Source organism: Roseiflexus sp. (genome assembly GCF_057785375.1).
In genome coordinates this window covers 1-19,505 of the sequence record NZ_JBYNRX010000002.1, presented here as the reverse complement: position 1 = coordinate 19,505, position 19,505 = coordinate 1, and the positions used below count along the sequence as shown (strand labels likewise).

The following is a 19,505-nucleotide window of genomic DNA, read 5'->3' as shown; positions in this document are numbered from 1 at the left end:
CCTACGTTGTCTTACCACACTCGATGCATTTCCGAGAGCATAGCACCGCCAGCCCTACGTGCAACCTTGCCGCGTTCAACGTTCAACGTTCGCAGGTAACACCCCTCGCCTCTTGCCTCTCACCCCTCGCCTCTTGCCTCTTGCCTCTCGCCTCTCGCCTCTCGCCTCCCACCTCTCACCTCTCGCCTCTCGCCTCTCACCTCTCGCCTCTCGCCTCGCTCATCAGGTTCTCCGCATCACGTCGGTCAACCGCCAGGCATCGAAGGAGTGTACGCGCGCTGCACCGCCGGTTGCGAACAGTGCCACGCCATTGCTGTTGCTGCGCACCGGGTAGACGCGCGCGGTCAGGCAGGCGTGACCATTGGCAAACACCTCGACGATTGACCGGTCGATGAAGATTCGCAGGTTCAGCGTGTCACCAGGAGCGAGCGGCAGCGCAATCGACGGCGAGCCGGTGTGTCCGTCGCCGGAGCGCGTCCGGTCAATGACCAGACGGCCCGGTTCGCGCTCGTAGACGATGCAGGTTTCTTCGTCGTGCGCAGGGCTTGCCAATACGGCAATGCCCACCTGCCGCGCTACGCCGGGATCGATAGTTGTTGCAATTTCCAGCATATCGCCGTGCAGGTCATCGAGCGCAACAGATGTATCCGGCAGCAGGTCGTGCGCTGCGCGCGCGATGTGCGCGCCGCGCAGCGCTTCGACGTCGGGCGCAGGGGTCATTCCCAGGCGACCGTCAGCGCGAGGAGTGATCAGGCGCGGCAGCGACATGGCGCCCGACCATCCGGCGGCGAGTTGCGCCGCTTCATCACGCGCCTCGCGCAGCCAGCCGAACATAATTCGCCGCCCGCGTTCATCAACGAAACTCTGCGGCGCATAGAAATCTCGGCTGCCATCCACCTCGCCGCGCGCCTCGGGAATGAACCGGTACGACTCATAGCGCCCGGTCAGGTACACCGCCCGGTTGAGCGGCAGCGGCGACAACACCAGCGCATGCCGGTCACCCAGGGCGAAGAAATCGGGGCATTCCCACATGTCGTCGTTCTCGCCCACGCTGCCGGTGCAGAGCGGACTCAGATACTCCCATTCGAGCAATGTGCGCCCGCGATACAGGAAACAGGCACCCCCCTGCCCCGCAATCCCCGACCCGATAATCTGATACCACCACCCATCCTCGCGCCAGACGCAGTGGTCACGGAAGCCGGGAACGGTTATCCCTTCGGGCGGACCGGCAATCACCGGGTTGCGCGGATGTTTCCGCCATGTGATCAGGTCGTCGCTGCCGGTGGCGACATACGGCAACTGAATGCCGCCGCGCACTTCGGTGTAAACGAGCGTGGGAATGCCATGGTCGTCCACAGCGACGCCAGACCAGCACCCGTCGTCGCGTGGGGATCCTGGCTCCGGCGCCAGCGCAATCGGCAGATCGCTCCAGTGCACCAGAGCATCGCTGACGGCGTGCCCCCAGTGGATGAAACCCCAGCGCGCCTCATGAGGGTTATGCTGGTAGAAGAGGTGATAGCGACCACGCCACTGGATCAGTCCGTTCGGATCGTTCATCCAGCCGGAAGGCGGCGAAAAGTGGTAGCCTGGCCGGTACCGGTCGTTCGATGCCATCACGATGAACGCCTCAACGCAATCACTTCAATCTCCACCCGCGCGTCGCGCGGCAACCGCGCAACCTGAACCGTCGCACGCGCCGGCGGGTCAGCAGTGAAAAACTCGGCATAGACGGCGTTCATGGCGGCAAAGTCGTTCATGTCCGCGAGAAAGACTGTCGTTTTGACCGCCTGGGCGAGTGAACTGCCTGCTGCTGCCAGTACTGCCTGAAGGTTCGTCAATACCTGGCGCGTCTGTGCCGCCACGTCGCCTTCCACCAGCGCGCCATCGGGGGTCAGCGGAATCTGCCCCGAACAAAACACAAAATCACCGGCGATGATCGCCTGCGAGTACGGACCGATCGCCTGCGGCGCATCCGGCGTTTGCACGACTGAACGATCCATGAGCGCGCCCCTTTCTGTAAAAATGAATGCCGGGGCTATTGTAGCAGATACATTCGAGTATAATACTGCGCGTGAGTAGTAAGACGATTTCGGGCGATCCGCCTGCTCTACAGCCAACTGCCAGCGCGTATGCGCGCCTGGCGCTAGATATGCGCCTGGCGCTCATCGTTGCGCTGGCGCTGCTGGCGGGCATCTTTGCCTACCAGGCGCCGGTCAACGCGACGATTCCCGTTGGCTGGCCCGGCGACCGCCTGTTTTTCCAGGCGAGCGAAGGCGCTGGCGCCGCCGACCGCCTCACGTTCTATGGTGATGAGATTACTGCCGATGCGCCGGGCGGTCGCAGCCGCTGGACGCACCAGGGGACGCGGATTGATCTGCCTGGTCTGGGGGAAGGCGCGCTCGTGGCGACAGTGCGCGTGCAGGGCTGGCCCTCCGATGTCCTCAATCGCGCAATGCGCCAGCCGGAGGTGACGGTCACGGCGGACGAGATGCTCGTCGGGCGTTTCACGCCAACCGAACAGTGGGCGGAGTACAATGTCGCCATTCCCGCTGAAGTGCGGCGTGGCAATAACCTGACGCTGATCCTGGTTGCGTCGGATGTCTTTACCAGCACGAGCGCCTACAACGACCCGCGCCCGAAAGGAATCCGCATCGACTCGATCAGGGTGCGCAGCGCTGGTGATGGCCCATTCGTGCCTGCGCCTGCGCCGGTGCTCTGGCTGACCGTGAGCGGCATAGTCTGGTTCCTGGCGATAGCGGGGACCAGTCGCCGGCCAACGTTTGCCTTCGTTCTTGCGACGCTCCTGGTTAGTGGTGCGGCGGTTGCGCTGACGGCGGCGCGTATCTGGACGGTTGCATTGTTGCCGTGGTTGGTCGCTGCCGGCGCCATACCGCTGATCTGGCAGTATCGCACCGCTCTGATGCGCTATCCGCTGCGCCTGGCGAGGCGCTTTGCCCATGGATCTGCGCTCGGATATGGGCTGCTGGCGGCGACCGGCGTCTGGCTGGCGGCGATGATCGTTCAGAATGCCCCGCCGATGCCACGTCTGGAACAGTTCTGGGAGTTCTTCCCCGACTCGCTCATCTATACCCTGATCACGCTTGGTGGTCTGGCGCTGCTGCTGATCTACGGGCGCAATGGTCTGCCCCGTCTGGCGCAGGCGATAGTGCGCGTGGCCGGGTCGCGGCGCGGTGCGGCGCTGGCGCTGGCGCTGCTGCTGGCGGTGTGGGCGGGGTATCTGGGATCGGTCATCCTGGCAATGCCGTATGTCGGTCACGCCGACTATGCCGATAATGCGGTCGTGGCGCGCAATCTCCTCGCCGGGCGGGGATGGACGGTTGACTATGTGACGCAATTCTACCGCCTCTACGACGGCGTCACGCGCCCGCAGGAAACGTGGCCCCTGCTGCAACCGGTATGGGTGGCGGCATCGTTTGCGTTGTTCGGGGTCAGCAATTGGGCGGCGAAGATTCCAAATTTCTTCTTCCTCCTCGTGCTGGCGCTGGCGGTGTACCGGGCTGGTGCGCGCCTGTGGGATCGGCGCGTCGGGCTGGTTGCCGTGGCGCTGCTGATCACCAGTCACCTCTATTTCAAACTGGTGATCTATGTGACGAATGACCTGGGGTTTGCGCTGTTTGCGTTTGGCGCACTGATACTGCTGTACGTCGCCTGGGGTGCGCCAGGCGCCGAAATGCTCGAGAGATGCTCGCGCTTTGGGGGAATGTCACAGCGACTGGCGTTGACGATCCTCTCCGGGGCGCTGGTCGGTCTGATGCTGCTGCAAAAGCCGGGGAGCGGCGGCTTGATCGCGCTGGGCATGGGATTGTGGTTCCTGCGTATGCGCTTCGACACCTTGCCGCAAACCCTGGCAGACCTGCGCGTTCGACTGGCGCCGGTCGTGGCTTGGGGCGCAGTCGCATTCGTGCTACTGGCGCTGTATCTGGCGCGGAATATGCTCACCTTCGGCGTGCCGTTCTATTCGACCGAGAGCAAGGATGCGTGGGTGCTGGAATACACGACGTGGGATCAGATCTATGCCGTGTATACCACCGAAGAAGGGTTAAGCACGCTCGGCGTTCCCGACCGCAGCTGGATTCTGCGCTGGGGATTCGACCGCACTCTGGTGAAGATGGAGCGGCAGGTGCGTGCGTTGCGCGATTATCTGATTCCGTCCTGGCAACGCGCGCCCTTCGGGTTGAGCGACTGGTTTGGGCGCGCCGACAAGGAACGCCTGCTGTTCGATGCGGGCGCGTGGCTGGCGCTCGCCGGCGCCATCGCTGCCATCGCGTCGCATCGCCGCCTGATGGCTCTGCTCGGCGCAGCGTTCGTGCCATACACGCTGTTCCTGATCGTCTACTGGCATACGAACGAAGAACGCTACTGGGTTGTGGCGATGCCATGGCTGGCGCTCTTCGCCGCTGCCGCGTTGTGGCGCATCTACGACTGGATCGCTGCGCTGTCCGATGGGCGCTGGACGCCGTTCGGCCTACTGGCGGTTCTGGCGTTGCTAGCGGCAATCGTTGCACCGTCCTGGTCCCCCATCGCCGAAAAGGTGCGTGACGAGCCGAACCTGTATCGCGCCGATCTCGACGCCTATGCCTGGCTGAAGCGCAACACGCCGCCAGATGCCGTGATGATGACGCGCAACCCGTGGCAACTCAACTGGCATAGCGAGCGACCGGCGCTCATGATCCCATACACCACCGACCGGGAGACCTTCCTGCGCCTGGCGCGCCGCTACAACGTGCGCTACCTGGTGATCGACACCTTGCAGCGCCCGGAACCGGAAGTGCGCCGCCTGCTCGACACGATGATCGCCGATCCTGAATTGGGACTCCGCGAAGTCTACCGCACACCGGCGTATCGCGCCGATTTTCGTGGCGTGACGAAGGAAATGACCGCCATTGTGTACGAATTTCCGCAGTGAGGCGAGAGGCGTGAGGCGAGAGGGGTTGAAGGTTGAAAGTTGCAGGTTGAAGGTGGGAAGGCAGAGCCGTTGCATTGCACGGCTCCACCGCACCGCCGCCGTGTGCGTTGTGTGGCAACGTTGATGTCACACTCAGTTGCTCCGCTGCACCGCGACGTTGCCACGCGGGCGCGGGAGGAAACGCGACAAAGCAAAAGTTATTGTCTCTGCGCCCTCTGTGTCTCTGCGGTTAAGAATAATGGCCAGATATGAACATTCTTATGCTCACCTCTTCGTACCCGAAGTACGTCGGGGAGACGACAGCGCCATTCATTGAGTCAATCGCCGTCGGGCTTGTGCGACGGCGTCACACGGTGCACGTCGTGGCGCCGTTTCACCCCGATGTGCGGCGCGCGCCGATCGAGTACGGGGCGCGGTTGCACTTCTACCGCTACGCACCGCACCGCGCCCTCAATGTCTACGGGTATGCCGAATCGTTGCGCGCCGATGTCGGTCTGCGCCGTGCAGCGCTGGCAGCGGTTCCATTTGCGCTTGCAGCGTCGCTTCAGGCGCTGCTGCACCTCACGCGCCGCCATCGGTTCGACCTGATCCACGCGCACTGGGTGCTGCCAAATGGCGTCCCTGCGCTGATCGCTTCCCGGTTGCGCGGGTTGCCGCTGGTCGTCAGCCTGCATGGGTCTGATGTCTATCTGGCGTCCAGAGGATGGCCCCTTGCGTTGAGCGCAGCGGCGGTCTTTCGCAGCGCAGGCGCCATCACGGCATGTAGCAGCGATCTGCATCAGCGCGCAGTGCGCCTCGGCGCGCCGCCTGCACGCACAATGGTCATTCCATACGGCGTGGATGTCCATGCTTTCCGCCCCGATCCGCGTGCAGGCGCTCAGGTGCGCGCCGAATTGAATCTGCCCTCCGATACGTCGCTCATTCTCGCCATAGGCAGAATGGTCTACAAAAAGGGGTTCACCTACCTGCTCGATGCAATGCCGCACATCCGCGCATCGCATCCGCACACAACGCTCGTGCTCGCGGGGTATGGCGATCTGCTCGATGAACTGAAGGAGCGCGCCAGACGGCTTGGGGTCGAAGATGCCGTCATCTTTCCCGGTCAACTCCCGCGCGACCGCGCCGCGCGCTACGTCGTCGCCGCCGATGTGTATGTCGTGCCCTCCGTGCGCGACGACGCCGGCAATGTCGATGGTCTGCCCAATACCCTCCTCGAAGGGATGGGTGCGGCGCGTCCGATTGTTGCGACTCGCACAGCCGGCATTCCCGATGTCATCACCGATGGCGTGCATGGCCTGCTTGTGCCGGAACGCGACCCGGCGGCGCTGGCGAATGCCATCGTGCGCCTGCTGATCGATCGCAATGTCGCGGTGCGTCTCGGGGAAGCGGCGCGCCGTCGTGCGCTGGACGAACTCTCCTGGGATGTGACGGCGGCGCGCTTCGAGGAGGCGTATCGCCGTGCCGTTGAATGTAAACTTTAGCCCGCAGCGCCCTGGCGTCCTGCTGCGCGCCACGGCAATAATGGTTCTTGAAGACGTATTCCGCTATCCGCTCGTCCGCCCGGCGGCTAAAGCTGCGGGCTACAGTTGCCAAGCCCGCCTGCGCGAGCTTCACCGGGCGATACCGGATTCGTTTCTCGAAAACCATTATTGACTTCACTGCAAAAAGCTGTAAACACGAAGGTAAACACGAAGGTCACAAAGGGACACAAAGGAAATGCTCTTCATTTTTATCAACCTTCGTGCGCTTCGGGTCCTTTGTGGTTAAGCCTTTTTGCAGTGGACTCATTATTGTATGAATGACCGCACATGAGTATCAGTTCTCGGTTCTCGGTTCTTGGTTCTCGGTTCTTGGTTCTTGGTTCTCGGTTCTTGGTTCTTGGTTCTCGGTTCTTGGTTCTTGGTTCTCGGTTCTTGGTTCTTGGTTCTCGGTTCTTGGTTCTTGGTTCTCAGTTCTTGGTTCTTGGTTCTCAGTTCTCAGTTCTCACTTCTCGATCACCATGCGTCAGTTCGTAACCGCCAGTCTAACCGCCTTTACCCGGCGCGCCAGAGGACTCGTCGGCAACCAGGCGGATGCTGCGCAACAGAAGTTCCTGATCATCGCGGTGTTGACCGCCCTGGCGTTTGGGTTGCGCCTGTATCGCTTGGACGCGCAGAGCCTGTGGCTCGACGAAGGGAGCGCGTGGGTCGAGGTGATGAGCAAGGGATGGCTGGCGCTCTTTGCAGAGTTGTTCAGCCCCAATGCCGGCTACCCGCTCTACCATTTGCTGCTCAAGGCATGGGTTTTCGTGGCAGGCGACTCGGAATGGGCGCTGCGTTTCCTATCGGCGCTGGCGGGGGCGCTGGCTGTGCTGGTGCTGATGGCAGCGACCAGCGAACTGTGTGCCGCTTCAGGGCAGGCGAATGACGGGTATGCGCTGGCGGCGGCTGGCGCACTCGCGGCGTTCTCGCCGTATGCCCTCTGGCATGCGCAGGACGCAAAAGTCTACAGTTTGCTCATCCTGGCGTCGGCGCTGCTCATCTGGACATTGTTGCGCGCGTTGCGGTCGGGTTCGCCGCGCGCCTGGTCACTTTTCATTGGCGTAGCGCTGATTAGCGTGTTTGTGCATCGCCTAGCGCTGTTGTCGCTGGCAGGCGCTGCGTTGGTCATCGCGTGGCATCTGTGGCGTCAGAGGGCTGTTCCTGCACGCCGATGGGCTGTGATATGCTCGACTGGGGCGCTGGCGCTGAGCATTGCCGGCGTTGCAGGAGTAATTCTGGCGACGCGCGATGAACGTATGAGCAGTGAGCGCAGCGCCGTCGGAATGCTCGAAGGGCTATGGTTCACCTTTGCGCATTTTAGTCTGAACCGCTGGCCCGGCGAACTGGAAGGCTATCTGAGGCTGCCTGCGTTGATCTGGTTGCTGCCATTCGGCGCTTTGACCCTGTGGGGTGTGGCGTTGCTGGCGCGCGATATGCATGCAGGTCATGGCGGCGCCAGCGCCATCCTTGGCATGTTCCTGGCGCCGCTGGCGCTGTTTGCCATGGTCCATACCCTTGCGCCGGTGTACGAATCGCGCTATGCCGCAGCAGCGTTTCCGGCGTGGCTCCTCACCCTGGCGTACCCGCTGATTGCACGCGAGGATGGCATCAATGCCCCGCGCCTGTCACGGCGGTCGGTCACGCGCCCCGTTGCTGCAACACTGGTCGCCATCAGCCTGGCGGCATGCGTTGCGGCGCTCGTACAGCCAGGAAAAGGGCTCTTCAGCGGCGATCCGGTTAAGGAACAGTGGCGCGAAGCGGTTGCCGCGCTTGCCATGCGCGCCCATCCCGACGATCTGGTGCTGGCGCATCCACACTATGTGATGCCGATGTACGCCTACTACGCTCCCCGCGTCACTCCCGATCCGCTGCCGCAGCCGGTGACGTTCCCCGTGTTCGCCGAAGGCGACACGTGCGGTATTGCCAACCCGACGCGGCAGCAGATGCTCGAGTGCATCCGGCGCCGGTTCGAACCGTTCTACAATCAGCAGGCAACCGGCAAGAAACGCGCGCTGTTGCTGATCGCGCCAGATCACGCGCGGACGGTTGATCCGCCCCCGTTGCCGGTCGATCGTTTCGGGTGGGTCGGGTTGCGCTTCCAGTATCCGCAGCGCACCTGGCCCTGCGGCGGTGTCGAGTTCGTTGGCGTTCTGCTGATGTGCCAGAGTTTTCCCGAAACTTTCAACCCTGGCGGGTCGGGAACAATCCCGCAACCAGATCAGACGCTCGAAGCCATATTCGGCGGCGAGTTGCGTTTGCGAGGCGTGACGCTGGCGCTTCACGGCGGCGCTGCACGGGCAGGCGGCACGCTTCCTGTCACCCTCTATTGGGAAGCGGTCGCGCCGCCGACCCGCGATTACCGGATGTTTCTGCACCTCTGCCGCGACTGCGCGATTCCGCCGCTTGCGAATGCCGATGGGCCTCCGCTCGGCGGATATGCGCCCGCCGGGATGACTACTACCTGGCGTGTCGGCGATCCGGTGCACGATGAGCGGACGCTGACGCTGCCCCATGACCTGCCGCCTGGTCGGTACACCTTGCTCCTGGGGGTCTACAGCGGCGATGGCGCGCCAGGTACGCGCCTGCGGATTACGACCTCCGCCTCAACGCTGTCTGAAAACCGCCTTGTGGTGGGAACTGTCAATGTCATTGCGCCATAGGTTGTTGGTCTCCAACGTTTCGCTCTCCGCTTCCACGCCGAAGAGTGGGAACTGTCAATGTCATTGCGCCATAGGTTGTTGGGGCGCAGACGACGGTCCTCAGCGGGACGCCGGGAGGGGCGGGTGGGGATGGCAGCGCCAAATGGTATGCAGGCGGTTGGGTGGCTGGCGGAGATGACCGTCACATGGCGCTTGCTGCTCCTTCGGGTATAATGCGACATGGAGAGTTCGTGTGAACACCCGTCATCTGCCCAACCTGCTCGGACTGTTTCGGATTGTCGCAACGCCGGCGCTCTATGTTCTGATTGCACTCGGCACGCCGACCGGCGACCTGAGCGCTGTTGTTTTGTTGTTGCTGATGGCTGCCAGTGATATTGCTGACGGCCGAATTGCACGCAAACTGAAGGTGGTATCGCCACTCGGCGTTTTTCTCGATACCATCTCGGACAAAATCTTTGTTGCCGGCGCGCTGTTGCCGATGGTCGAACGCGGGCTTATTCCCGGTTGGGCTGCATTGATCATCATTATCCGCGAATTTGCTGTGTCGGGGTTGCGTTCCTACGCCGCCGCCGAAGGCGAAGTGATCGCGGCGCGGCAGTGGGGGAAGCAAAAACTGGTGTTCACCGTCACGGCGCTGATCTGGTGTCTGGTCGATGCCGCAGTGCGCGCTTTGCCAGGTGCGCCGGCAGCGCTGCTGACCTTGGCGTCGCTCTGCCCCCTTGTCCTCGGTATTGCCCTGGTCTGGACGATTGGTTCGGGAGTGGAGTATTTCTGGAAAGCGATGCCGTTGTTGCGGCGGTGAACGTAAGGCGGGAGGCGAGAGGCAAGGGGTGAGAGGGTTGCAGATTGAAGGTGGGAAGGTTCCAGGTAGAAACGCTGCACCGCAGTGTCTCCGAGATGTTGAACGTGTACAAAGAAGGCGGGAGGGCGTATCACGCGCTTCTCTGTGCCTCTGTGGTTCAAAAGCGCAGGCGCGAAGAGTCGTACCTTGAAGGAGGGCAGGAAGGGTGCAGGTGGAAGGTGGGGCTTATTGAGACGCGCATCAACAAGCCAGATTTCAAACGCATCCGCAAGCCGATCGAAGATGCCGTCGCGACTCGGAGAGTGCTGCATGATCGATCGATCGTGATAGTGTGCCCGCAAAGGTGGCGATCATTCAGCGCTGTCTCGACCGCATCCGGTCGGTCACCGGCATGGACCCGGCGAGTCTTGATGACATCGACCGGCAGGATATTGTTGTGCTCAACCTGCAGCGCGCCGTGCAGTCTGCAATCGATCTCGGCGCACATACCCTTGCAGCGCATGGATACGAGATGCCAGCAACGCCGCGCGACATTTTTGCGGCGCTTGAGCGACAGGTGCTTCTGTCCACCGCATCGGCGCGGGCTATGCAAACGAAGTGCGGTTTTCGCAATATCGCCGTCCAAGACTATCGCAAACTCTCGCTGGATGTGCTCAAGTCAATCCTGATGCATCATCTGCCCGATCTCGAAACGTTTTACAGTGAGACTCTGGCGCCGCTGCCGCCTTCGTTGCCGGCTCGATCTGATTGAGTGTGTGGAGGAAGAGTGTGATTGGCGCCGTGCCCGAAATGCAGACCCCTGTCCATCAGACCGTCTCTCCTGAACGTCTGGCGCTGCTGGACTCTATCCAGCGCCGCATTCTCTGGTTGGCGCCGCTCATGGTCCATCATGCGAACCATGTGCGCCCCAATCCCGACGGCACGAAAATCGGCGGACATCAGGCATCCTCGACATCGCTCGTGACGATCCTCACGGCGCTCTACTTCCATTTTCTGCGTCCCGGCGACCGGGTGTCGATCAAGCCGCATGCGTCGCCTGCGTTCCACGCGGTGCAGTACCTGCTAGGGCGGCTGCCGCGCGAGTATCTGACAACCCTGCGCGCCTACGGCGGTCTTCAGGCGTATCCCAGCCGCACCAAAGACCCCGACGACGTTGATTTCTCGACCGGCTCGGTGGGGCTTGGCGCGGTTGCACCCGCGTTCGCAGCATTAGCGCATCGCTACGCAAAGATGCACTTCGGGCACGTGACATCACGGCGCTTTATCGCATTGGTCGGCGACGCAGAACTGGACGAAGGGAATGTCTGGGAGGCGATCCTCGATGAGGCGATGGAAGGTCTGGACAACCTGATCTGGATCGTTGACCTGAACCGCCAGAGCCTCGACCGGGTGGTGCCGGGCATTCGGGCGTCACGGCTGAAACGTCTGTTTGCCGAAAATGGCTGGCAGGTGCTCGAAGCGAAGTATGGCCGCTGGTTGCAGGCGCTGTTTCGGCAGCCCGGCGGTGACGCGCTGCGTCAGCGCATCGACGATATGAGCAACGAAGAGTATCAGGCGCTGATCCGCCTCCCCGGTCACGAACTGCGTTCACGTTTGTGCGATGATCCGATGGGCAAGGGTGAACAGATCGCCAGCGTTATCGCGGACGTTTCCGACGACGAATTGCCGGCTGTTCTCTCGAACCTCGGCGGGCATGATCTGGCGGAACTGTTCGACGTGCTGGCGCAGACGGACGCTTCAGCAGGCAGGCCCACGATTATTTTCGCCTACACCATCAAAGGTTGGGGGCTGCCTATTGCCGGGCATCCACACAACCACTCAATGCTTCTGACCACTGAACAGATCGAGGCGCTGCGCGTTGCACACGGCATCGCTCCCGGCGCAGAATGGGACGCATTTGCGCCAGGAACGCCCGAAGCCGATCTGTGCGCGAAGACGGCGGCGCGTCTCTATCCTCCCGATGAGCCGCAGATCGTCGCCTGTGATCCCACGCTGGTCCCCGCCGATCTGGACGTTGCCATACCGGAGCGCACGAGCACCCAGGATGCGTTTGGGCGCCTGCTGGTGCGCCTGGCGGATACTCCCATCGGCGAGCGCATCGTCACTTCATCGCCCGATGTCTCGGTTTCGACCAACCTGGCGGGCTGGATCAACAAAACCGGCGTGTTCACCCCTGTCGAGCACCCCGATTATGAGACCGAGTCGTACCGCCTGTTGCGCTGGAAGCGCGGTCCCTCCGGCAGGCACATCGAACTGGGCATCTCTGAGATGAACCTGTTCATGCTGCTCGGTATGATGGGGCTATCGGCGGAACTGTGCGGGCAGCCGCTGATCCCGATCGGCACCGTGTACGATCCGTTCGTCTGTCGCGGACTCGATGCCCTGATCTACAGCCTCTATTCCGGCGCAAAGTTTATCTTTGCCGGAACGCCGTCGGGGATCACCCTGTCACCCGAAGGCGGTGCGCACCAGTCGACGATCACACCATCAATCGGCGCGGAACTGCCGAAATTGCGCGCGTATGAGCCATGCTATGCACAGGAGGTCGAATGGTTGCTCCTGGAAGCCATACGTGAATGCTGTGACCGCATACACGGGCATGCGACCTATCTGCGTCTTTCGACCCGTCCGATTGATCAGGCGCCGTTCAATGCCGCGCTGCGCCGTTTGGGGAAGGAAGAACTGCGGCGGCAGGTCCTGATGGGCGGGTATCGTCTCCGCGATTGGCGTTTCGCCGACCAGACGACCATTGCACAACGACCGGATGGGCAGCCGTATCGGGTGGTTGTTGCCGCAGCAGGCGCCATCGTGCCCGAAGCGCTGGCAGCCGCCGATCTGCTGGAGCGCGAAGGTGTGGCAGTAACCGTGCTGAACCTGGTCAGCCCGAAGCAGGTCTTCGAGCGCTGGCGCGCGGGGCGCGACCGCGATCCGCTCAACTGGCTCATTCTGCCAGAAGAGCGCCATGCGCCGATCATCACAGTGCAGGATGGCGCATCACACAGTCTGGCGTGGTTGGGAAGCGTCTATGGCGCGCCGGTGACGGCGCTGGGGGTGGATGATTTCGGGCAGTCGGGAGCGCGCGCCGACCTCTACCGCCATTTCGAGATCGACCCGCTAAGCATTGCCGAGGCAGCATTCCGCGCACTGGATGAATGAAGCAACCCTGCACGACATTGTACAGGGTTGCGCGAATGAGGTTCGAGTTGTGACCCGAGCCTTGGGGGAGAGTTAGCATCGGACACTGGCGCATGCTGAACCTGACGTTGCGCTGGCTGAACCTGTCGAAGCCAGCGCCAGCCTGACGTTGCGCTGGCTGAGCCTGTCGGAGCCAGCGCCAACTGCTTTACGTCACGTCGTCGCCGGCGGGTTGCGGCGCGCCTCGATGAAAGAGCGCACGCCGAGCGCCATGTAGATGCCGCAGATGATCGCCATCGCAATGTTCGCGCCGGTTGCCGCGTTCAGTTCAAACGCGCCGAGCGCCGGGATGATGCGGCTCAGTGGAGCGATGAACCCAAGTGCGCCGAGCGCCACCGCGATGTGCATCATCGTCTTGCGGCGCTGCCCATTCTGCGCCAGCCAGCCGAGCAGAATGAGCGGCACGCCAAAAAACGCAGGAATGAGCGCTGTGATGCTTGACATCCCGGTTCCGAAATATGTCAACAGCGCAAGAACCGTCAACGCTGCACCGGCTACAATCGTATTCCTGGGCATTACTCTCTCCTTTCGAGGTGCAACAAAGCACACTCTTATTATACAATGTCCGGCATCGACTGTCAGGGTTGCCTTCCCTATTGGTGTATGTGAATTTCTTCCCGAACGTCTGAAGGACTGTACAATGAGCCGCATTGCCGATACCTTTGCCCGTTTGCGCGCCGCCGGGCGCACGGCGCTGATGCCCTACGTGATGACCGGCTATCCTGAACGCGACTCGGCGCTTGAACTTGCGCCTGCGCTGGAAGCGGCCGGCGCTGATCTGTTCGAACTTGGCGTCCCGTTCTCTGATCCACTCGCCGACGGCGCTACGATTCAGCGCGCCTCGGAACGCGCGCTGGCGAATGGCATTCGCCTTGAACATTGCATTGCAACCATCGCAACACTGCGCGAACGCGGCGTGCGCGCGCCGATTGTGCCGATGGGGTATTACAACCCGTTCTTGCAGTATGGTCTCGACCGCCTGGCGCGCGATATGGCCGCCGCTGGCGCGGATGGGCTGATCATCCCCGACCTGCCGCCGGAAGAAGCGGAGGAATGTCATGCCGCCTGCCGCGAATACGGACTCGATCTGATCTTCTTTGTCGCCCCCACGACTCCTGATAAGCGCATTACCCGGATCGCCGCGCTTGCCAGCGGTTTCATCTACTGCGTCTCGCTCACCGGCGTTACCGGCGCGCGACGTGAGTTATGGAGCGGGTTGCCCGCTTTCCTGGAGCGGGTGCGTCGTCAGACCGACCTGCCGCTGGTTGTCGGGTTTGGCATCAGCAGCGCCGATCATGTGCGCGAGGTCGGCAGGTATGCGGCAGGCGCGATCGTCGCCAGTGCGCTGATCAATGTTATCGAACAGGCGCCTCCTGGCGAGTATGTCGCGCGCACGGCTGAGTTCGTGCGGTTGTTGCGCGGCTGACTGAGGGCGCATCCATGCATTGACTTCACGGCACAAAGCGGTAACTACGAAGGTAACCACGAAGGTCTCCAAGGGACACGAAGGAACTGCGCTTCATTTTTATTCCCCTTCGTGCGCTTCGGGTCCCTGGCAGTGAAGCCTGCGTGCAGTAACCACGAAACCACGAAGGTCACCAAGGGACACGAAGGAACTGCGCTTCATTTTTATTCCCCTTCGTGCGCTTTGGGTCCTTGGTGGTTCAGCCTTCCATGACTTCACTGCAACAAGCAACCACGAAGGTCACGAAGGGACACGAAGAAACTGCGCTTCATTATCGGCAGACGGGCGGAATACATTCCGCGTTACGCAGTCACCAAGGGACACGAAGGAACTGCGCTTCATGGTTCTTCCCCTTCGTGCGCTTCGGGTTCCTGGCGGTTCAGCCAGTGTGCAGTGGACTCATGCATTATGTATTGGATGTGATATAATCGGCATCAGTACGCCGTTTGCAGGATCCGACCGTGCCGTCGCTCGCAATTGTTATTGTCAGTTACAACACCTGCGATCTGCTGCGTGCGTGTTTGCATTCAATCGAAAAGAACAACGCGCACCACACAATCATGGTCTGGGTGGTCGATAATGCCTCGACCGACGGAAGCGCCGCAATGGTGCGCGCTGAGTTCCCCTGGGTGCGCCTGATCGTCAGTTCGCGCAACGGCGGTTTTGCCTATGCCAACAATCTGGCGATCCGTGCGATCCTCAATGAAGCGGATCAGGCAGGGGCGTCGGGCGCCGATTACCTCATGCTGCTCAACCCGGACACAATCGTGCCTTCTGGCGCACTCGATGGATTGGTTGATTACATGGAAGCGCACCCTGATGTTGGCGCCTGCGGACCAAAGTTGCTGCTTCCCGATGGCTCGCTCGATCTGGCGTGTCGGCGTTCATTTCCGACGCCGGCAGTCGCGTTCTACCGGATGATTGGCCTGTCGTACCTGTTCCCGCGCCATCCGCGCTTCGCGCGCTACAATCTAACCTATCTGGACGAGAATTGCGAAGCAGAGGTGGACGCGGTGGTGGGTGCGTGTATGCTGGTGCACGTCGGCGTCGTGCGCGAGGCGGGTTTGCTCGACGAAGCGTTCTTTATGTATGGCGAAGACCTCGATTGGGCCTATCGCATCAAACAGTATGGCTGGCGCATTATGTATGTTCCGTCGGTCACGGTATACCATCACAAACGGGCATCGAGCAGCCAGCGTCCAGTGCAGACGATCCGCTGGTTCTATGATGCTATGCGCATCTTTCACCGCAAACATTTTGCCGCTACTACGCCTGCGCTGCTCAATGCAGCGATCGAAACCGGCATTACACTGAAGGAGTATCTCAGCCTTGGCAGCAATTTCCTCCGCCCCCCGTTCGGGCGCCGCGTCGGCTAAAACCGCGCGCCGGCGCACATGGGTGGTGCGCACATTGCTGATCCTGGCGCTGCTCGCCTGTGACGCGCTGGCGCTCAATGCGTCGTTTGTCGGCGTCTTCCTGTGGGCAGGGCGTGATGATGCAGAATTCGCTGCCGCTCTCGCCGCCGTCGGTCCGGTGACGTGGTTGACGTCGCTGCTGATCCTGAATCTTTCGATGGCGGCTGCGTTCATCGGGAGCAGCCTCTATTCGCTACGGCGCGGCGTTTCGCGCGTGGATGAGTTCTTCAAAATTATTGTCGCGGTGTCGCTTGGCGCCTTCGCCACGTTGATCTTCAACGCGATGCAGCCACAGTTTGGTCGCGATCCATTGCCCTGGAATGAACGGGTGCTCGTCAGCGGCTGGATCGGTGCGGTGACCGGCGTGGCGGCGTTGCGTCTGGCGCATCGTTCGATTCTGACAGCATTGCGCAAACGCGGGATCGATGTGCGCCGCGTGATCATTGTCGGAACGCGCGATCCAGGGCGGGTTGTGCTCAAGACGATCCAGCGTCAGCCGGAGATGGGGTATCATGTCGTCGGCTTTATCTCGAACTCGACGCCGGTCGGCACGCTGGTCGAGGGTGTGCCGGTGCTTGGCAAACCGGCGTCGCTTGGGCGCGTCATCCGCGCGGCGCATGCCGACGAGGTGATCATTGCGGTGTCGGGACGCACGTCGGCAGAGGTGCTGGAATTGGTGGCGCTCGCTGAGGACGAATTGGTTGAGATCAAACTGTATCCCGATGCGTTCCAGTTGATTACGAATAACGATGTCTCGATCGGCGATGTCAGCGGCCTGCCGCTGATCGGCATTCGTAACGTTGCGCTCGACAGCCCGGTCAATCGTGTGCTCAAACGTGGTCTCGATCTGGTCGTCGCCACGTTGGTGTTGACTCTCAGTTCACCGGTGATGCTGCTGATTGCGCTGCTGATCAAACTCGAGTCGCGTGGGCCAGTCTTCTTTGTGCAGGAGCGCGTCGGTCTCGACGGCAAGCCGTTTCCGACGTTCAAGTTCCGCACGATGCACGTCGATGCGCCGCAGATCGGCAACTGGACGACGAAGGACGACCCGCGCGTGACGACGCTGGGGCGGTTCCTGCGGCGCTACAGCCTCGATGAACTCCCGCAGTTCATCAATGTCATTCGCGGTGAGATGAGCGTCGTCGGTCCGCGCCCCGAACAACCGGTGTGGGTCGAGCGGTTTTGTCAGAGCATTCCACGCTACATGCGCCGCCACAAGCAGAAGGCTGGCATTACCGGCTGGGCGCAGGTCAATGGATTGCGTGGCGATACCAGCATCGAGGAGCGCACCCGTTACGACCTCTACTACGTCGAAAATTGGTCGCTTCTATTTGACATAAAAATTATCATCAAGACGGTTGTTGACATTCTGACAGGGAAAAATCGAGGGTACTGATGACTCCGCTCTATCAGTTGACGGTTGTCCAGGCGCGTGAGGCGCTTAGCCACAGTGAGATTACATCGGTTGAGTTGACCGAAGCGCTGCTGGCGCGGATTGCCGCCGTTGAACCGCAGGTGCGCGCGTTTCTGACAATCGACGTCGATGGCGCGCGGGCGCAGGCGCAGGCTGCCGATGCGCGCCGCGCCGCTGGCGATACGTCGCCGTTGCTCGGCATTCCCATCGGCGTCAAGGATGTGATTTCGACCCAGGGGTTGCGCACGACCTGCGCCTCGAAGATGCTCGAGAACTATACTCCGGTATATGATGCGACGTCGGTGGCGCGGTTGAAGGCGGCGGGTGCGGTGATCCTCGGCAAACTCAATTGCGATGAGTTTGCCATGGGTTCCTCTACCGAAAACAGCGCCTTTCAGCAGACGCGCAACCCCTGGAATCTCGAACGGGTTCCCGGCGGTTCGTCCGGTGGTTCGGCGGCAGCGGTCGCAGCCGGTGAAGCGCCGGCTACTCTGGGCACCGATACCGGCGGTTCGATCCGCCAGCCAGCAGCCCTCTGCGGCATTACCGGTCTCAAACCAACTTACGGGCGCGTGTCGCGCTATGGACTGGTGGCGTTTGCGTCGTCGCTCGATCAGATTGGACCCATGGCGCGCACGGTGCGCGATTGTGCGATTATGCTTCAGGTGATCGCCGGAGCGGATCCGTTCGATGCGACCTGCACTGCTCATCCCGTGCCAGACTATGAAGCGGCGCTGACCGGTGATATTCGCGGGGTGCGCATCGGTGTTCCACGTGAATATTTCGTTGCCGGCATGCAACCCGAGGTCGAAGCGGCGGTGCGCGCTGCCATCGAGGTCCTGCGTGACCAGGGTGCGGAAGTGTGCGAGATTAGTCTGCCGCATACCCCATATGCGCTGCCGGTCTACTACTTGATCGCTCCTGCCGAAGCCAGCGCCAACCTTGCGCGCTTCGACGGCGTGCGCTACGGGTTGCGCGTGGCGGGGGAGAGTTACTTCGATGAACTTGAGCGCACCCGCGGCGCCGGGTTTGGTCCAGAGGTGCGGCGACGCATTATGCTGGGAACGTATGCGCTCTCGGCAGGGTACTATGACGCCTATTACAAACGCGCTCAACAGGTGCGCACGCTCATCCGTCGTGACTACCAGCAGGCGTTCGAGCAGGTCGATGTCATTGCCGCACCGACGACGCCTACGGTTGCGTTCAAGATCGGTGCGCACACTGACGATCCCCTGGCGATGTACCTGGAGGATGTCTGCACCTTGCCGCTGAACCTGGCGGGATTGCCAGGGCTGGTGGTTCCGTGTGGTCTTGCGGAAGGGCTGCCGATCGGTTTGCAATTGATCGGGCGGGCATTCGATGAGGAAATGCTCTTGCGCGTCGGTGATGCCTACCAGCGTGTGACCGACTGGCATACACGGGCGCCGGAAGTACGCGAGGACGGTTCCGCTTGAGGGTCGTGTTGACCTGCTTCACCACCATTCCCCTGTCTCTCTCGTGCGTTGATCCGCCCAGCGCCTGAAGGCGCCTGTACCGCCGTCCTGATACCCAACCTCCCCCCTCCCACTCCCTCCCCCCCGCTGGGGAGAGGGGGTGCGCGAGTACGGTGAATGGCACGGCATTCACGTTACGGCGTCCTTGCCCCCCCCACCCCTGCCCTCCCCCCGCTGGGGGAGGGGGTGCACGAGTACGGTGAACGGCACGGCATTCGCGTTACGGCGTCCTTGCCCCTCCACCCCTGCCCTCTCCCCCGCTGGGGGGAGGGGGGTGCGCGAGTACGGTGAACGGCACGACATTCACGTTACGGCGTCCTTGCCCCCACCCCTGCCCTCCCCCCGCTGGGGGGAGGGGTTGGGGCAGGGGGTGCTCTCAAGAGTAGCGTTGTCTCATGAGGCGCAGTTTGGGTGGGTGAAGGCGTCGCCTTCGCTCACCAAATCGACTTTTTCGGGCGCGCGTTCATGTCGTCCGCAGGCGCTCGACGAACGCGGCGTGCGTCGGGTCCGCCAGGCCGCGCTGGAGCGCGGCAAGGAGCGCAGCGGCATCGCCTGCCCACAGCGCCGCCGGGTCGAGCCACAAGCCGGGGAAGACGCGGCTGCGCAGCGTCCCG

Annotated in this window: 13 protein-coding genes; 10 read left to right on the top strand and 3 right to left on the bottom strand. The window is 62.0% G+C overall.

Annotated features, from left to right (window positions below; genetic code table 11):
• Positions 1 to 222 precede the first annotated feature (222 nt).
• Entirely contained in the window at positions 223 to 1,614 is a 1,392-nt protein-coding gene (locus AC3EA7_RS00110; RefSeq protein ID WP_488611986.1) for a glycoside hydrolase family 32 protein, read from the bottom strand.
• A complete protein-coding gene (locus tag AC3EA7_RS00105) occupies positions 1,614 to 2,000 on the bottom strand; it encodes a RidA family protein (protein WP_488611985.1) in 387 nt (128 codons plus the stop codon). The genes AC3EA7_RS00110 and AC3EA7_RS00105 overlap by 1 nt, the downstream gene beginning before the upstream one ends.
• Positions 2,001 to 2,071: 71 nt before the next feature.
• On the opposite strand from AC3EA7_RS00105, the gene AC3EA7_RS00100 reads away from it, so the two are divergent.
• From AC3EA7_RS00100 to AC3EA7_RS00075, 6 genes are all read left to right on the top strand, one after another.
• On the top strand, positions 2,072 to 4,927 hold the full coding sequence (locus AC3EA7_RS00100; protein WP_488611984.1) for a glycosyltransferase family 39 protein: 2,856 nt from the start codon (positions 2,072 to 2,074) through the stop codon (positions 4,925 to 4,927).
• A gap of 260 nt (positions 4,928 to 5,187) precedes the next feature.
• Positions 5,188 to 6,408 (top strand): glycosyltransferase, encoded by a 1,221-nt coding sequence (locus AC3EA7_RS00095; protein ID WP_488611983.1) that lies wholly within the window; start codon positions 5,188 to 5,190, stop codon positions 6,406 to 6,408.
• Between the two features lie 518 nt (positions 6,409 to 6,926).
• Positions 6,927 to 9,107 (top strand): glycosyltransferase family 39 protein, encoded by a 2,181-nt coding sequence (locus AC3EA7_RS00090; protein ID WP_488611982.1) that lies wholly within the window; start codon positions 6,927 to 6,929, stop codon positions 9,105 to 9,107.
• A gap of 232 nt (positions 9,108 to 9,339) precedes the next feature.
• Positions 9,340 to 9,909 (top strand): CDP-diacylglycerol--glycerol-3-phosphate 3-phosphatidyltransferase, encoded by a 570-nt coding sequence (gene pgsA, locus AC3EA7_RS00085; RefSeq protein ID WP_488611981.1) that lies wholly within the window; start codon positions 9,340 to 9,342, stop codon positions 9,907 to 9,909.
• Positions 9,910 to 10,240: 331 nt separating this feature from the next.
• Positions 10,241 to 10,660 carry a type VII toxin-antitoxin system HepT family RNase toxin gene (hepT, locus tag AC3EA7_RS00080; protein WP_488611980.1) on the top strand — a complete coding sequence of 140 codons (420 nt, stop codon included), beginning with the start codon at positions 10,241 to 10,243 and terminating at the stop codon, positions 10,658 to 10,660.
• 17 nt (positions 10,661 to 10,677) lie between these two features.
• On the top strand, positions 10,678 to 13,065 hold the full coding sequence (locus AC3EA7_RS00075) for a 1-deoxy-D-xylulose-5-phosphate synthase N-terminal domain-containing protein (RefSeq protein ID WP_488611979.1): 2,388 nt from the start codon (positions 10,678 to 10,680) through the stop codon (positions 13,063 to 13,065).
• A 192-nt stretch (positions 13,066 to 13,257) separates the two neighbouring features.
• Here the strand turns inward: AC3EA7_RS00075 and AC3EA7_RS00070 are convergent, their stop codons facing one another.
• Positions 13,258 to 13,620, bottom strand: a complete 363-nt coding sequence (locus tag AC3EA7_RS00070; RefSeq protein ID WP_488611978.1) for a hypothetical protein — start codon at positions 13,618 to 13,620, stop codon at positions 13,258 to 13,260.
• 124 nt (positions 13,621 to 13,744) lie between these two features.
• On the opposite strand from AC3EA7_RS00070, the gene trpA reads away from it, so the two are divergent.
• The 4 genes from trpA to gatA all read left to right on the top strand — a co-directional run bounded on the left by trpA (position 13,745) and on the right by gatA (position 18,852).
• A complete protein-coding gene (trpA, locus tag AC3EA7_RS00065; protein WP_488611977.1) occupies positions 13,745 to 14,530 on the top strand; it encodes a tryptophan synthase subunit alpha in 786 nt (261 codons plus the stop codon).
• 500 nt (positions 14,531 to 15,030) lie between these two features.
• Positions 15,031 to 15,945 carry a glycosyltransferase family 2 protein gene (locus tag AC3EA7_RS00060; protein ID WP_488611976.1) on the top strand — a complete coding sequence of 305 codons (915 nt, stop codon included), beginning with the start codon at positions 15,031 to 15,033 and terminating at the stop codon, positions 15,943 to 15,945.
• On the top strand, positions 15,899 to 17,380 hold the full coding sequence (locus tag AC3EA7_RS00055; RefSeq protein WP_488611975.1) for an undecaprenyl-phosphate glucose phosphotransferase: 1,482 nt from the start codon (positions 15,899 to 15,901) through the stop codon (positions 17,378 to 17,380). Before AC3EA7_RS00060 ends, AC3EA7_RS00055 begins: the two co-directional genes overlap by 47 nt.
• Positions 17,380 to 18,852 (top strand): Asp-tRNA(Asn)/Glu-tRNA(Gln) amidotransferase subunit GatA, encoded by a 1,473-nt coding sequence (gene gatA, locus AC3EA7_RS00050; protein WP_488611974.1) that lies wholly within the window; start codon positions 17,380 to 17,382, stop codon positions 18,850 to 18,852. The genes AC3EA7_RS00055 and gatA overlap by 1 nt, the downstream gene beginning before the upstream one ends.
• The last annotated feature ends 653 nt before the right edge of the window (positions 18,853 to 19,505 follow it).

Bases quoted from the DNA above. Each gene is read 5' to 3' on its own strand.
- AC3EA7_RS00110 (WP_488611986.1), bottom strand. From the start codon at position 1,614: ATGGCATCGAACGACCGGTACCGGCCAGGCTACCACTTTTCGCCGCCT.
- AC3EA7_RS00105 (WP_488611985.1), bottom strand. From the start codon at position 2,000: ATGGATCGTTCAGTCGTGCAAACGCCGGATGCGCCGCAGGCGATCGGT.
- AC3EA7_RS00070 (WP_488611978.1), bottom strand. From the start codon at position 13,620: ATGCCCAGGAATACGATTGTAGCCGGTGCAGCGTTGACGGTTCTTGCG.
- AC3EA7_RS00090 (WP_488611982.1), top strand. From the start codon at position 6,927: ATGCGTCAGTTCGTAACCGCCAGTCTAACCGCCTTTACCCGGCGCGCC.
- gatA (WP_488611974.1), top strand. From the start codon at position 17,380: ATGACTCCGCTCTATCAGTTGACGGTTGTCCAGGCGCGTGAGGCGCTT.
- AC3EA7_RS00095 (WP_488611983.1), top strand. From the start codon at position 5,188: ATGCTCACCTCTTCGTACCCGAAGTACGTCGGGGAGACGACAGCGCCA.
- trpA (WP_488611977.1), top strand. From the start codon at position 13,745: ATGAGCCGCATTGCCGATACCTTTGCCCGTTTGCGCGCCGCCGGGCGC.